The organism is Streptomyces sp. NPDC094143 (assembly GCF_040303825.1).
In the GTDB taxonomy this organism is placed as follows: domain Bacteria; phylum Actinomycetota; class Actinomycetes; order Streptomycetales; family Streptomycetaceae; genus Streptomyces.
On sequence record NZ_JBEOTZ010000023.1, the window covers coordinates 77,886 to 90,775 of the forward strand.

Consider the following 12,890-nt stretch of genomic DNA (forward strand, 5'->3'; position numbering starts at 1 on the left):
CCCACCGGGCTCGGTCGAGCCTTTCGCACTATTTCCCCCACTTGTCCCCCCACCTGGAGGTACACCCCCATGCGCACACGCAGGACCACGGCGGCCGCCACCGCCCTGACCGCGGCGGTGGCGCTGCTGCTGAGCGGCTGCGGCGGATCCGGCGCGGCGGACGCGAAGGACACGAAGGACGGCGACAGGATCGCGGGAGCGGACGCGGGCACGGAGACCGGTTCGGCGACGCCGTCGGCGTCCGCGGCGGACGACGGGATCGAACGGCCGGAGATCAAACTGCCGTCGGATGTCAGGAACGTCTTCGAGGGCGGCGCGACCGGCGACGCGAAGAAGGACGCGGTCCTGGCCGACAACGAGCGGCGGATCAACTCCATCGACGAGGCGATCACCGTCGACGCCAAGAAGTACCCCGCCCTGCAGTTCTACTCCAAGGGCGACGCCCTGATGTCGGCGGCCTCCTACATCAAGTCCTTCCGCGACGAGGCCCGCAGCTTCACCGGCACGACCCGCTACTACGACCGCGAGGTCACGTTCCTCAAGGACGGCGCCGCGTCGGTCACCTACTGCATGGACGCGACGCAGACCTACCCGAAGGACCGGGGCACCGGCAAGGTCGACCGGTCGGTCAAGGCGTCCCCGAGCGACTACGTCTTCTACAGCACCCGCCTGGAGAAGAACTCCGAAGGCGTGTGGCAGACCGCGACCGTATCGTCCACGGAGGCCGCCGAACAGTGCATGTGATGCGTCGTACGAAGGTGCTGCGCGCCGTCGGGGTGTCGCTTCTCGCCGTTGCCGTGGCTGCCGTCCCGGCTCCGGCCACGGCGGGCGGCGGCCGCAACGGCGGGGAGAAGGGCGGTTACGAGGGCAGCGCCGAGGGCTCCGGGGACGGCGGCGTCATCAGGGCCGAGACCAGGATCCGGGTCACCACCAACGGTGGTTCCGGGGCGGCCACGACGGGCACCCTGACCCCGTCCAACAGCAACTGGACACCGCCGGCCTGCTGGTACGAGCCCTCTTTCTCGCCCAAGGAGATCGAGACCACCGTCAAGCTGTGGCGGAGTATCGACGGCTTTCTGCTGCCCGGGGTCGGGGAGGTCGTCGGCAACATGCTGGACCACCGTTACAAGGACGGACACCCGTACAAGAACTACAACCTCGACAAGCAGGGCGAGGGAATGTTCTGGGCGGCGGTGAAGAACCTGAAGCGCAAGGACGACCCCGAAGCGAACGCCTGCGACAGGCAGCCCTTCTGGGTCGACGAAGGCGAACCCCCCAACGAACCCCTGGCCGTCTCCCCGCAGGTGCTCGCCGAGTACGCCTACGACGAACTGCCCGTCCCCGGGACCCAGATCGAGACGGCACCGGCGGGGAAGTCCACGGTCAACCTGCCCACCTGGATCTGGCTCGACAAGGCCCGCTTCAGGAAGCTCTCGGTCACCGCGAGCCTCCCCGGCACGGGCCTGTCCGCGACCACCACCGCCGAACCCGTCTCCCTGCGCATCGAGCCCGGTACACCCGACGCCCGCACCTACCCGGCCTCCGGCGTCTGCGAGATCGACGAGGACGGCGGCATCGGCGAACCGTTCGCGCGGGGCAAGGCCGACCGGAACCCGCCCTGCGGCGTCGGCTACCTGCGCGCCACCGGCGCCGACGGCCCCTACCCGCTGCGCGCCACCGTCACTTGGAAGATCAGCTGGACCAGTACCGACGGCCAGGGCGGGGACCTCCCCGACGGCACATTCGGTACGACTCAGGACGTGACGGTACGGGAGATCCAGTCGGTGAACCGCTGATCCGGAACCTCCGAAGGATCTGCACACCGTTCACCACGAGGTCGCGGACCGTCCCGGCGGGAACCGAGACCGGCGCGATTCCCCCGTCGCACACCACCCGTGTGTACCGCGACGGGGCGGATGGTGTGAAGAGAACGGGCCGGCCGCTGACCGGAACACCACACCCGTGAATCCGGATCCCGGAATCCCCCGCGCTTCCCTAAGCGAGGACTGGCCGCCCGTTCTCCCCGCGTGCTTTGATCGGTCGCGCTTGAGCACCTCGACTTTCCTGAGACGAAGGGAACCGCCTTCCATGGCCTTCACCCCGCAGATCGAGACCGCCCAGATGTCCGACGCCGAGCTGGACGGCATCGCCGGCGGCCAGGCGGGTGTCGCCGCGGGCGCCGGCGCCGCTGCCGGTCTCTACGTCGAGACCACGGCAGCCGGCGTGACCGCCGGCGTCGCCGGCGGCGTGGGCCTCGCCGTCTCCCCGCAGGGCATCGCGGCGGACCTGCACCTCAACGCCGCCGTCGCTTCCTGATACAGGCGACGCGGCGCGGCGCGGCGCGACGAGAAAGGCCCCGGTCGATCGGAACCGGGGCCTTTCTTCTGTCTTTCGGACCGCGGCTCGGCGGCCATTGGCTCGGCGGCTATTTCTCCTTCTTCCGCCTGTCCTCGGTCTTCATGGCGTCGTTCACCTTCTTGGTGAGTTCGTCATCGAGCTTCTTGAACTCACGCACCACGGCGTCGGACATACTCGCCAGCGCGTCGAGCTGCTGCGTGATGTCCTCGCGCCCGTCCTCCCAGTTGGACTCGAAATCCCCGAGCGCGTCATTGACGCCGCCGTCACCGATGTCGTCCCGGTAGGACTCGAAGAGCTTCGCGGTGTGATTCAACCGGGTCTTGAGGGAACGCAGCCGGCGCCCGAACCCCTCCAACTCGGTCAGCGGGAGCGCGAGATCGCTCTTGCCCTGGCCCATACGGCAGTCCCCCCACGTCCAGCACGTCCTGCACCCTGATCGCCCCAGCACCGTATCCCGGTCCTGATGTGCCTCCCAACGGTGAGTCCATAAGATCTCTGTAGGCTCAGCACACCCACACCTCACAGCTCGGCCTCACGCAGTCCACGCACGTCCCCTCACGACCCCAGGACACCCGCCATGCCGCGACGCCGCACCCCAAGCTCGTCAAGCCCGACGGGAGACACGACGGGAACGACGGCCCCGAGGAACCGGACGCCGCAGCCCGTGCGGATCCGGCGGCGGTCGTTGGGGGACTTCGTCAAGGCCTTCCTCGCGTTCGTCGCGCTGGCCGTGCTCCTGGTCGGCGTGCCCGTCGCGCTCGCCACGCAGATCGGATGGCCGCTGCCGCACGGGGTGCCGAGCCTCGACTGGCTGCAGCGAGAGATCACCGTCCACACTTTCCTCAACATCCTCACCGTCATCGTGTGGCTGGCGTGGGCGCAGTTCACCGCCTGTGTGCTGGTGGAGATGAAGGCCGCGCTGTCGGGCGTCGGCGTTCCGGGCCGGGTACCGGGCGCCGGGCCCAGCCAGTTGCTCGCGCGGCAGCTGGTCGCCGCGCTGCTGCTCGTCGGTGCCACCGCCGCCGGCTTCACGCCCGGGCTGTCGCAGCTCGGGCAGGGGTACGACGCCCACCAGAAGCCGGCCGTGGCCGCCGCCCAGGCCACGCCGGGCCTCTTCGCCCAGCAGCAGGAGCAGGCCGCCGGCACCGCGGCCGCCCTCGCCGAGCAGGCCTCGCACGCCGCCGCCCACGCCGACGCCGGCAGCAGCGCCCGGCAGGGCGACACGAAGTACTACCGCATCCAGCCGCCCGAGGGACGCCACCACGACTCGCTGTGGGAGATAGCCGAACGCCACCTCGGTGACGGGCGCCGCTACAAGGAGATCTTCGAGCTCAACAAGGACCGCGTGCAGCCGGACGGGTCCAGGCTCTCCGAGGCCAGCCTCATCCGGCCCGGCTGGATCATGGAGATGCCGGGCGACGCGCGCGGCGGCGAACTCGTCGAGCTGCCCGACGAGTCACCGGGCGTCTCGCCCGACGTGCGGCAGCAGATCGCCGACTACGCCCAGACCGGCGAACACGCCCAGGGCGGCGGCGGATCCGGCGCTCAGGACGGCGGATCCGGCGCGCAGGGCGGCGGGCACGAGCGCGCCGGCGGTGGCGCCGCCCAGGTGTCCGTCCCCGAGCGGCAGCGGCCCGCCCCCGACGGCGACCGGCAGCAGGCCACGGCGGCCACCGGGGCGGAGAGCGCCTTCGGCCTTCCCGAAGCCCTCCTGGCCGCACCCCTCCTCGCCGCCGGCCTCCTCGGCGCCCTCGGGCGGCGACGTCGGCAGGCGCTGTGGCAGTCGGCGTTCGGCTCCGCCGGCGGGCGGCGCGGCATGGAGCCGCCCACGCCGGGCGGGGACGCGCAGGACGTCCAGGACGCGCTGCTCGTCGGCGCCGACCCGGAGGGCGTCCGGCTGCTGGACCGGTCCCTGCGGGGGCTCGCCGCATCCCTGGCCGAGGAGTCACGGCCGCTGCCGGTGGTGTACGCGGCCTGGCTCAGCAACGGCGACCTGCACCTCCAGCTCGCCCAGCCCTCAGGCAAGCCGCCCGCGCCCTGGCAGCAGGGGCAGGACCAGACGTTCTGGATGCTGGCCCGCACGGACGCCGAGGGCTACGGCGACACCGACACCGCCGCGCCCTACCCGGGCCTCGTCAGCCTCGGCACCATGGACGACTCGCGGCTGCTGCTCAACCTGGAGGCCGTGCCCGGCATCGTCTCCCTCTCCGGCCGGGAAGCCGACCGGGCCGCCGTCTTCGCCTCCGTCGCCGCCGAGTTGGCCACCAACGGGTGGTCCGACCGCATGACCATCACGCTCGTCGGTTTCGGCGAGGACCTCACGCCGCTGGCCCCGAACCGCATCCGGCACCTGGACGACGTCGAGGCGCTGGTCGAGACCATGGAGGCCGAGACGCGGCAGCGGCGCGGGGCACTGGGCGCCGCCGGGCACGACTCGGTGCTCACCGGGCGTACCGGGCCCGCCCAGCACACGCGTTGGGCCCCGCACCTCGTCCTGCTCGCCGCCCAGCCGTCCGCCGAGGACGCCGTCAAGCTCGCCGAACTGGCCGCCGACGCGAGCCGGCTGGGCATCGGCTACCTCGTCGGCACCGAGACCGGTGAACTGCCCGGTGCCGCCTGGGAGATGGAGATCACCGGCCAGGGCAAGCTGCTCGCGCCGCTCCTCGGCCTGGAACTCGAAGCCCAGCTGCTGCCCGCCGCCCAGCAGCGCGCCGTGGTCGAGCTGTTCGTCGAGGCCGACCCGGACAGCCGCCCCGAGGGCGACCCCGCGCACCGGCCGCCGTTCCTGGTGGACATCAGCGAGCAGGGACGCCCGGCCGTCTACGCCCGGCTCGTCGGGCCGTACGAGATCATCGGCCTGGACACCCCGGACGGGGACCGCAGCGCCCTGCTGCACGAGGCGCTGGCGCTGCTTCTCCTGCACCGCGAGGGCGTGCACCCGCGGGTGCTGTCCTCGGCGTTGTGGCCGCGCGGCGTCACCGACGACGTGCGCGGCGCGCTGCTGGACCGGCTGCGCGCATGGCTCGGCACCGACCCCGACGGCACACCCCGCCTGGGCACCGACGCCGGCGGACGGCTCACGCTCGCCAAGTCCGTCGTCTCCGACCTGGACGTGCTGCGGTCGCTGTACTACGAGGCCACACAGGGCAAGGGCGTCGGCAGCCGGGCCGTGCGCGGGCGGCTGCTCACCGACGCGCTCGTGCTGGTGCGCGGGCCGCTGCTCGCCGACCGGCCCGAGGGCCGCTACCAGTGGCTCACCCACGAGATCGTCGACGCGCAACTGCCGCTGCTGGTCGCGGACACGGGGCTCGCGCTGTGCGCGTTCCACATGGAGAAGGGCCGTGCGGAGAAGGCCATCGAGGCCCTGAACGCGGCGCTGCGCACCGCCCCGGAGGACGAGCGGCTGTGGCACGAGCTGCTGCGCGCGACCCACGCCACCGGCGAGGCGGACCGGCTGACGGCCCTCGCCACCGACCTCGTCCGCCGCAGCGGGGCCCGCGGGCTGCCGCCGCGCACGGAGGCACTGCTCGACGAGCTGCTGCCGACGTGGCGTGACGCGATCGCGGCGGTGGGATGAGCACCGGGCTGCTGGTCCTGGCCGCCGCGCTGTGGGGCGCGGCGGCGGGAGCGTTGCTGCCGCGCGCGGCCTACCGGTTCTCGGCGCCCTCGGGGGAGCCGTGGCGGCATCAGTGCCCCGGCGGGCACCCGGTCAGGGGCTGGCTGGGCCCGGCCTCCTGCAGGGACTGCGAGGAGCCCGGGTACGGTCCGCGCACGACCCCCCTGGCCCTGACGACGGCGGCCCTCTGCGCCGCCCTCGCCGCCGCGACCGGCACCCGCCCCGAGATCGCCGTCTGGCTGCTGCTCGCCCCGGTCGGTGTCCTGCTCACCGTGGTCGACTTCCGGGTCCGGCGCCTGCCCGACCCGCTCACCCTCCCCTTCGCGGCGGCCGCCCTGGCCCTGCTCGGCCTCACCGCGCTCGTCCCCGAACACGCGGGGCAGTGGACCACCGCCCTCCTCGGCTCCCTGGCCCTCGGCGGCGGCTACTTCGTCCTCTTCCTCGTCAACCCGGCGGGCATGGGCTTCGGCGACGTCAAACTCGCCCTCGGCGCGGGCGCCGTCCTCGGCTGGTACGGCTGGTCCACGGTGATGCTCGGCACCTTCGCCGGCTTCCTCCTTGGCGCCCTCTACGGCCTCGCGCTGGTCGTCACCCGCCGCGCCACCCGCAAGACGGCCATCCCCTTCGGCCCGTTTCTGATCACGGGCGCCCTCCTGGGCCTCCTGATCGGCGCGTACACGGCCTGACCCGGCCGGCGCCGCGCGGGCGCCGGTCATCCGCCGACGCCGTCGGCGACCCGGCACACCATGTACAGGCCGTACGCGGCGAGCAGCGCACCGAGCAACCGGGTCCAACCGGGCAGCGGCCGGCGCCGATGCGCGCCGCCCATGCGGCGCAGCCGTAAGACGGTGACCACGGCGCCGAGCACGGCGACGGCCGCGAACACCCAGAACGGCACGGGCCGCTCGCCCAGCGGTGCCCGCTGCGCACCGGCGTCGGCCACGACGAGCAGCAGAGAGGTCTTCCACGCGGCGCGCCCCGCCCCCGTTCCGGACGGCCCGGGCCCGCCCCCCCGGCGCAGGCTGGCGTCCGGCCCTTCAGCCCTCTGGCGTACGCTGGGCGGGTCCGTCCACAACCCTTACGAAAGGGACGCCCGGTGACCGAGAAGGCCGACCTTCAGCCCATCCTCGACCGTGCTGCCGCCGGTGGGCGGATCACCCCGGACGAGGCGCTCGCGCTGTACCGGGACGCCCCGCTGCACGCGCTGGGGGCCGCCGCCGACGCCGTGCGGCGCCGCCGGTACGCGGGGACCGAGCACATCGCGACGTACATCATCGAGCGCAACATCAACTACACGAACGTCTGCGTCACGGCCTGCCGCTTCTGCGCCTTCTACGCCGCCCCGAAGGACACCGCCAAGGGCTGGACGCGCGATCTCGACGACATCCTGCGCCGCTGCGCCGAGACGGTCGAGCTGGGCGGCACCCAGATCATGTTCCAGGGCGGGCACCACCCGGACTACGGCGTCGAGTACTACGAGAAGCACTTCAAGGCGATCAAGGAAGCCTTCCCGCAGCTGGTGATCCACTCCCTCGGCGCGTCCGAGGTCGAGCACATGGCCCGGATCTCCAAGGTCAGCGTGGAGGAGGCCATCCAGCGCATCCACGCCGCCGGCCTCGACTCCTTCGCCGGTGCCGGCGCCGAGCTGCTGCCCGAGCGGCCCCGCAAGGCCATCGCCCCGCTGAAGGAGTCCGGCGAACGCTGGCTGGAGATCATGGAGATCGCGCACAACCTGGGCGTGGAATCCACCTCCACCATGCTCATGGGCACCGGCGAGACCAACGCCGAGCGCATCGAGCACCTGCGCATGATCCGCGACGTCCAGGACCGCACGGGCGGCTTCCGGGCCTTCATCCCGTACACCTACCAGCCCGAGAACAACCACCTGAAGGGCCGCACGCAGGCGACGCTCTTCGAGTACCTGCGGATGATCGCCATCGCCCGGCTGTTCATGGACAACATCGCCCACATCCAGGGCTCGTGGCTCACCACAGGCAAGGAGGTCGGCCAGCTCTCCCTGCACTACGGCGCCGACGACCTCGGCTCGATCATGCTGGAGGAGAACGTGGTGTCGTCGGCCGGCGCCAAGCACCGGTCGAACCGGATGGAGATCATCGACCTCATCCGCAAGGCGGGCCGGGTCCCCGCCCAGCGCTCCACCACCTACGAGCACCTCGTCGTGCACGACGACCCGGCGAACGACCCCGTCGACGACCGCGTGGTCTCGCACATCTCCTCCACGGCCATCGAGGGCGGCACGGCTCACCCCGAGCTGAAGCTGCTGGCGTCCAACTGATCCGACCGTGCTGACGATCCACGCCGCCCCGCTGGTCCTGCCCGCGGGCGCGGACCCCGTCACGGACGGCGCGGTCGCGGTCGACGGCGACCGGATCACGGCCGTCGGACCGTACGAGGACGTCGCCGACGAGACGCCCGGCGCGCGTGTACGGCGCTGGCCGGGTGTGCTCACGCCGGGCCTGCGCCAGTGGCACGCGCTGTGGCTGCTGCGCCAGTGCTACCACCCCGACCCGCGTGAGGCCGCTGAACTGGGCGAACAGCCCTTGTGGGGCGAGCGGCTGGCCGCGCTCGGCGAGCTCGGCGAGACCCGCTGGGCGGGCAGCGTACGGCGCGGCGTGCAGCGGATGCTGCGCTACGGCACCACGGCGGTCGCCTCGCCCGGTGCCCGTTTCCGCGACCCGCTGGTGGCCATGGCCGTCGCCCGGTCCGGCCTCACCGTCGTCGGCATCACGAACGCCCCCGGCCCCCTGCTCGGCGAGCGGCCCGACCTCGACCCGTTCGCCGAGGGCCACGACCTGCTGGGCACGGTCCACGGCCCGCTCACCATCGGCGGCCGGGCCGACCTGGCCGTGTTCGACGTACCCGACGAGACGGCCCTGCGCGAGCGCGGCGCGGCCACCTGCGTGGCGACCGTGCTGGCCGGACGGCTGGTGTACCGGGCCCGCTGAAGCCGGCGGCTCAGCCCGCGAAGGCCTCGCCGAACGCCCCCGGACCCTGCGCCACCCCACTGCAGTCGGTCGCCGCTCCGCCGCTCCGTCGGCCGGTCGCGCACTGCCGGTCCCGGGCCGTCGACCACATCGACACCCAGGCGATGTTCCTCTCCTCGGCGAAGGCGCGGACCTCGGCCGCGTCGGCGAGCGTGAAGGTCTCGCCCGCGACGTCGTTGACGCCGATCATCGACGTGAGCGCCATGCCCTGCCAGGCTTCGGCGTCCGACGTGCCGAAGACCTTCCTCAGCTGCGTGTGCGCGGCCTCGGCGGCGGTGAGCGCGTATCCGCCCATGTCGCCGTCGTAGGACGAGCCGTAGTTCATCGTCATCAGGTTGACCGTGGAGACCCGCACACCGTGGTCGTTGGCCGAGGCGAGCAGCGCCAGGCCGTCCTCGTCCAGGCCCGACGGCATCACCGGCAGTGTGAACGAGACCTCCAGGCCGTCCCGTTCCTCCTGCAGCCGCGCGATCGCCCGCGAACGCAGCGCGACGGAGGCGGAGTCGGACAGGTCGTCGCCCTCGACGTCGAAGTCGGCCAGGGTGGTGCCGGCCGCGTCCAGGGCCTCGCCGTAGGCCGCGGCCAGCGCGGAGACGCTGTCGCAGTTCGCCGCGAGTTCCTTCCCGGAGGCGCCGCCGAAGGAGACCCGGACCCGGCCGCCGTCCTCCTTGAGCGCCGCGATGCGGGAGGTGACCGCCGTGTCACCGAGGGCGTGGGTGCCGTTCCAGCGCGGCGTGCAGTCGCTGCCCTCGGCGATGACGAAGGCCAGGTTGTACGTCGTGGGGGAGCCGGCCGTGTCGGTGGCGGCGGCCTCGGTGGCGCTGACGTACGGGGCGTACGAGGTGCCGGCGGCGGCCGTCGCCGAACCGGCAGCGCGGGCCGGGCCGTCCTGGCCCGAACAGCCCACGGCGGCGAGGGCGAGGGCGATCAGACAGCCGAGACCGGCGGCCGTCCTCCGCGAACTCCTCATGGCGTGCGCTCCCGTCTTCGTGGGACCTCAGGGGTCAAGGCTCAGTACGTTTCCCGGCCGCAAACGTCTCACGGGGGTGCCGTGCGGCTGGGTGGAGGACGTGGCGGCACGGCGCGCACCCCGGCTCCTGCCCGGAGGTTGTACTGTAAGAATGGGCCCGTGACCCGCGCATCCCTGGACAAGCAGCCGCACGAAGTCGCCTCGATGTTCGACGACGTGGCGGAACGGTACGACCTGACCAACGACGTGCTGTCCCTCGGCCAGGACCGGCGATGGCGCAAGGAGGTCGCCAGGGCGGTCGACGCGCGCCCGGCGCAGAAGATCCTGGACCTGGCGGCCGGCACCGGCACCTCCTCGCTGCCCTTCGCCCGCACCGGCGCCTACGTCGTCCCCTGCGACTTCTCCCAGGGCATGCTCCGGGTCGGCAAGCAGCGGCAGCCCTGGCTGCCGTACACCGCCGGGGACGCGACGCGGCTGCCGTTCAAGGACGACAGCTTCGACGCCGTCACCATCTCCTTCGGCCTGCGCAACGTGCAGGACACGGACGCGGCGCTGCGCGAGATGCACCGGGTGACCCGGCCCGGCGGGCGGATCGTCATCTGCGAGTTCTCGCACCCCACCTGGGCGCCGTTCCGCACGGTCTACACCGAGTACCTGATGCGCGCCCTGCCGCCGGTGGCCCGGGCCGTGTCCTCCAGCCCCGACGCGTACGTCTACCTCGCCGAGTCCATCCGCGCGTGGCCCGACCAGGCCGCCCTGGCCGGGCGGCTGGGCGGGGCCGGCTGGTCGCGGGTGGCCTGGCGCAACCTGAGCGGCGGGATCGTCGCCCTGCACCGGGGCTTCAAGGAGAGCTGAGCCCGTCGAGCCGCCCCGGCGGCCGGGCCCTAGCGGTCGCTGAGCACCATGTGCGGGTCGCCCGGCTCGTCCAGTTCCTGTCGCAGTCCGCCCCGGGGCGGTTCCGGGACGCGCGGCTCGCGCACGCCCCCGCCGCCCTCGCCCGGCCCGAAGCCGAACCACACGTAGACCATCGACTCCCGCGGCGCCGGGCTGCGGGTACTGGCGTACGACGTAGTCGACGACGGCGAGGTGGAAGTCGGGCCGGTCCGGCGCGTTGAGGGACAGCCCCTGGGCCCGGGCCGTCTCGCGTGCGTCCACGGCCATCAGGCCGACCAGGCGCGGAACCCGCACCTCGGGTGTTTCGCGGGACATGTGCACAGTTGTCACCCCCAGCGGTACGGGAAGGGTAACTCCGGCTCCGCGGCGGCCGGAAGCGACAGGTGTCTTTCTGTGACACTCGAACACGGAGAGTCACCGACCGTGTCGCGTAGGGGGCGGCCCTTCGACCGGGTGATCAAGAGCGCTGAATAGACTGCCCGTGTCCTGTGCCGGTCGGCACGCAGACTTCGAACCTTGGGGAGATCCCGCCGTGACCGAGCCCCTCTCCGAAAACACCGCCGATGTCATCGTCGTCGGCGCGGGGCCAGCCGGCTCCACGACCGCGTACCACCTCGCCAAGGCCGGACTCGACGTACTGCTGCTGGAGAAGACCGAGTTCCCGCGTGAGAAGGTCTGCGGTGACGGACTCACCCCGCGCGCCGTCAAGCAGCTCGTGGCGATGGGCGTCGACATCTCGGAAGAGGCCGGCTGGCTGCGCAACAAGGGGCTGCGGATCATCGGCGGGGGAGTCCGCCTCCAGCTCGACTGGCCGGATCTCGCCTCCTTCCCCGACTACGGCCTGGTCCGCAAGCGCGACGACTTCGACGAGCAGCTCGCCCGGCAGGCCCAGAAGGCCGGTGCCCGGCTGTTCGAGAAGTGCAACGTGGGCGCGCCGATCGTCGACGACCGCACGGGCCGCATCACCGGGGTGCACGCCAAGCTCGGCGAGGAGAAGCGCGAGGTCACCTTCCACGCGCCGCTGGTCGTCGCCGCCGACGGCAACTCCACCCGGCTCTCCCTCGCGATGGGCCTGCACCGCCGCGAGGACCGCCCGATGGGCGTGGCGGTCCGGACGTACTTCACCAGCCCTCGCCACGAGGACGACTACCTGGAGTCCTGGCTCGAACTGTGGGACCGCCGCGGTGCCCAGGACCGCCTGCTGCCCGGCTACGGCTGGATCTTCGGCATGGGCGACGGCACCTCCAACGTCGGCCTGGGCGTGCTCAACACCTCCGAGTCCTTCAAGGAGCTGGACTGGCGCGAGGTCCTGAAGGCGTGGTGCGCGTCCATGCCGGAGGACTGGGGCTACACCCCCGACAACATGACCGGGCCCATCCGCGGCGCCGCGCTCCCGATGGCCTTCAACCGCCAGCCGCACTACACCAAGGGCCTGCTGCTGGTCGGCGACGCCGGCGGCCTGGTGAACCCGTTCAACGGCGAGGGCATCGCCTACGCCATGGAGTCCGGCCAGATCGCCGCCGACGTCATCGTCCAGGCCCACGCGCGCTCGACCCCGGCCGGCCGGGAGATGGCCCTCCAGCGCTACCCGCGCGTCCTGAAGGACACCTACGGCGGCTACTACACCCTCGGCCGGGCCTTCGTGAAGCTCATCGGCAACCCGAAGGTCATGCAGATCGCCGCCCAGCGCGGTCTCACGCACCCGCTGCTGATGAGGTTCACGCTGAAGCTCCTCGCGAACCTCACCGACCCGACGGGCGGCGACGCGATGGACCGGATCATCAACGGACTGAGCAAGGTCGCGCCGAAGGCCTGAACGGCCCGGTGGCCGAGCGGCGGCAGGCCATCCGCCCGGGACCGCACCGCCGGCGGCGCGACACGTCGTCAACGCGCCGCCGGATGCGGACAATCCGGGCGCCGGGTGTCATAGCGTCCGGGCGCCGTGCCGACCGCCGGGGCCGGAGCCTCTGAGGCGGGTGGACGAGCCGCGCCACCGGCTCCGGGCGCCCCGGGCGCACTCGGCACCGTCGAGGCGCCCAGAGGGGCC

The 12,890-nt window shown here is 72.5% G+C and carries 12 protein-coding genes and 1 pseudogene; 9 read left to right on the forward strand and 4 right to left on the reverse strand.

Annotation, left to right across the window (positions count from 1 at the left end; genetic code table 11):
- Positions 1 to 69 precede the first annotated feature (69 nt).
- The 3 genes from ABTZ58_RS26560 (at position 70) to ABTZ58_RS26570 (ending at position 2,316) form a co-directional block, all read left to right on the forward strand.
- The gene (locus ABTZ58_RS26560; protein WP_351361538.1) at positions 70 to 744 is read left to right on the forward strand and encodes a hypothetical protein; all 675 of its coding nucleotides are present in this window, start codon (positions 70 to 72) and stop codon (positions 742 to 744) included.
- Positions 744 to 1,796: a hypothetical protein gene (locus ABTZ58_RS26565; protein ID WP_351361541.1), complete on the forward strand. Its 1,053-nt coding sequence runs from the start codon at positions 744 to 746 to the stop codon at positions 1,794 to 1,796. Before ABTZ58_RS26560 ends, ABTZ58_RS26565 begins: the two co-directional genes overlap by 1 nt.
- A 292-nt stretch (positions 1,797 to 2,088) precedes the next feature.
- Positions 2,089 to 2,316, forward strand: a complete 228-nt coding sequence (locus tag ABTZ58_RS26570) for a hypothetical protein (protein WP_351361544.1) — start codon at positions 2,089 to 2,091, stop codon at positions 2,314 to 2,316.
- Between the two features lie 109 nt (positions 2,317 to 2,425).
- Here the strand turns inward: ABTZ58_RS26570 and ABTZ58_RS26575 are convergent, their stop codons facing one another.
- Positions 2,426 to 2,755 (reverse strand): hypothetical protein, encoded by a 330-nt coding sequence (locus ABTZ58_RS26575; RefSeq protein ID WP_351361547.1) that lies wholly within the window; start codon positions 2,753 to 2,755, stop codon positions 2,426 to 2,428.
- 180 nt (positions 2,756 to 2,935) lie between these two features.
- Between ABTZ58_RS26575 and ABTZ58_RS26580 the strand changes: the two genes are divergently transcribed.
- Both ABTZ58_RS26580 and ABTZ58_RS26585 read left to right on the forward strand, forming a co-directional pair.
- The gene (locus tag ABTZ58_RS26580; protein ID WP_351361550.1) at positions 2,936 to 5,935 is read left to right on the forward strand and encodes a BTAD domain-containing putative transcriptional regulator; all 3,000 of its coding nucleotides are present in this window, start codon (positions 2,936 to 2,938) and stop codon (positions 5,933 to 5,935) included.
- On the forward strand, positions 5,932 to 6,660 hold the full coding sequence (locus ABTZ58_RS26585) for a prepilin peptidase (RefSeq protein WP_351361553.1): 729 nt from the start codon (positions 5,932 to 5,934) through the stop codon (positions 6,658 to 6,660). The genes ABTZ58_RS26580 and ABTZ58_RS26585 overlap by 4 nt, the downstream gene beginning before the upstream one ends.
- Before the next feature lie 26 nt (positions 6,661 to 6,686).
- Here ABTZ58_RS26585 and ABTZ58_RS26590 read toward each other — a convergent pair whose 3' ends face one another.
- Positions 6,687 to 6,917 (reverse strand): hypothetical protein, encoded by a 231-nt coding sequence (locus ABTZ58_RS26590; RefSeq protein ID WP_351361556.1) that lies wholly within the window; start codon positions 6,915 to 6,917, stop codon positions 6,687 to 6,689.
- 153 nt (positions 6,918 to 7,070) lie between these two features.
- On the opposite strand from ABTZ58_RS26590, the gene mqnC reads away from it, so the two are divergent.
- Both mqnC and ABTZ58_RS26600 read left to right on the forward strand, forming a co-directional pair.
- Complete coding sequence (mqnC, locus tag ABTZ58_RS26595; protein WP_309096505.1) at positions 7,071 to 8,270, forward strand: cyclic dehypoxanthinyl futalosine synthase; 1,200 nt, start codon at positions 7,071 to 7,073, stop codon at positions 8,268 to 8,270.
- A 7-nt stretch (positions 8,271 to 8,277) separates the two neighbouring features.
- The gene (locus tag ABTZ58_RS26600) at positions 8,278 to 8,940 is read left to right on the forward strand and encodes an imidazolonepropionase-like domain-containing protein (protein WP_351361559.1); all 663 of its coding nucleotides are present in this window, start codon (positions 8,278 to 8,280) and stop codon (positions 8,938 to 8,940) included.
- A 10-nt stretch (positions 8,941 to 8,950) separates the two neighbouring features.
- Here ABTZ58_RS26600 and ABTZ58_RS26605 read toward each other — a convergent pair whose 3' ends face one another.
- Positions 8,951 to 9,949, reverse strand: a complete 999-nt coding sequence (locus ABTZ58_RS26605) for a chitinase (protein ID WP_351361562.1) — start codon at positions 9,947 to 9,949, stop codon at positions 8,951 to 8,953.
- A gap of 159 nt (positions 9,950 to 10,108) precedes the next feature.
- Between ABTZ58_RS26605 and ABTZ58_RS26610 the strand changes: the two genes are divergently transcribed.
- Positions 10,109 to 10,804: a demethylmenaquinone methyltransferase gene (locus ABTZ58_RS26610; RefSeq protein ID WP_351361565.1), complete on the forward strand. Its 696-nt coding sequence runs from the start codon at positions 10,109 to 10,111 to the stop codon at positions 10,802 to 10,804.
- Positions 10,805 to 10,833: 29 nt separating this feature from the next.
- Here ABTZ58_RS26610 and ABTZ58_RS26615 read toward each other — a convergent pair.
- Positions 10,834 to 11,158 (reverse strand): annotated as a pseudogene (locus tag ABTZ58_RS26615) (PASTA domain-containing protein).
- A gap of 217 nt (positions 11,159 to 11,375) precedes the next feature.
- Between ABTZ58_RS26615 and ABTZ58_RS26620 the strand changes: the two are divergent.
- A complete protein-coding gene (locus tag ABTZ58_RS26620) occupies positions 11,376 to 12,659 on the forward strand; it encodes a geranylgeranyl reductase family protein (RefSeq protein WP_351361568.1) in 1,284 nt (427 codons plus the stop codon).
- Positions 12,660 to 12,890 lie beyond the last annotated feature (231 nt).

Excerpts from the sequence above, each read along its gene's own strand:
- ABTZ58_RS26560 (WP_351361538.1), top strand. The coding sequence starts at position 70 with ATGCGCACACGCAGGACCACGGCGGCCGCCACCGCCCTGACCGCGGCG.
- ABTZ58_RS26565 (WP_351361541.1), top strand. The coding sequence starts at position 744 with ATGCGTCGTACGAAGGTGCTGCGCGCCGTCGGGGTGTCGCTTCTCGCC.
- ABTZ58_RS26585 (WP_351361553.1), top strand. The coding sequence starts at position 5,932 with ATGAGCACCGGGCTGCTGGTCCTGGCCGCCGCGCTGTGGGGCGCGGCG.
- ABTZ58_RS26575 (WP_351361547.1), bottom strand. The coding sequence starts at position 2,755 with ATGGGCCAGGGCAAGAGCGATCTCGCGCTCCCGCTGACCGAGTTGGAG.
- ABTZ58_RS26605 (WP_351361562.1), bottom strand. The coding sequence starts at position 9,949 with ATGAGGAGTTCGCGGAGGACGGCCGCCGGTCTCGGCTGTCTGATCGCC.
- ABTZ58_RS26580 (WP_351361550.1), top strand. The coding sequence starts at position 2,936 with ATGCCGCGACGCCGCACCCCAAGCTCGTCAAGCCCGACGGGAGACACG.
- ABTZ58_RS26570 (WP_351361544.1), top strand. The coding sequence starts at position 2,089 with ATGGCCTTCACCCCGCAGATCGAGACCGCCCAGATGTCCGACGCCGAG.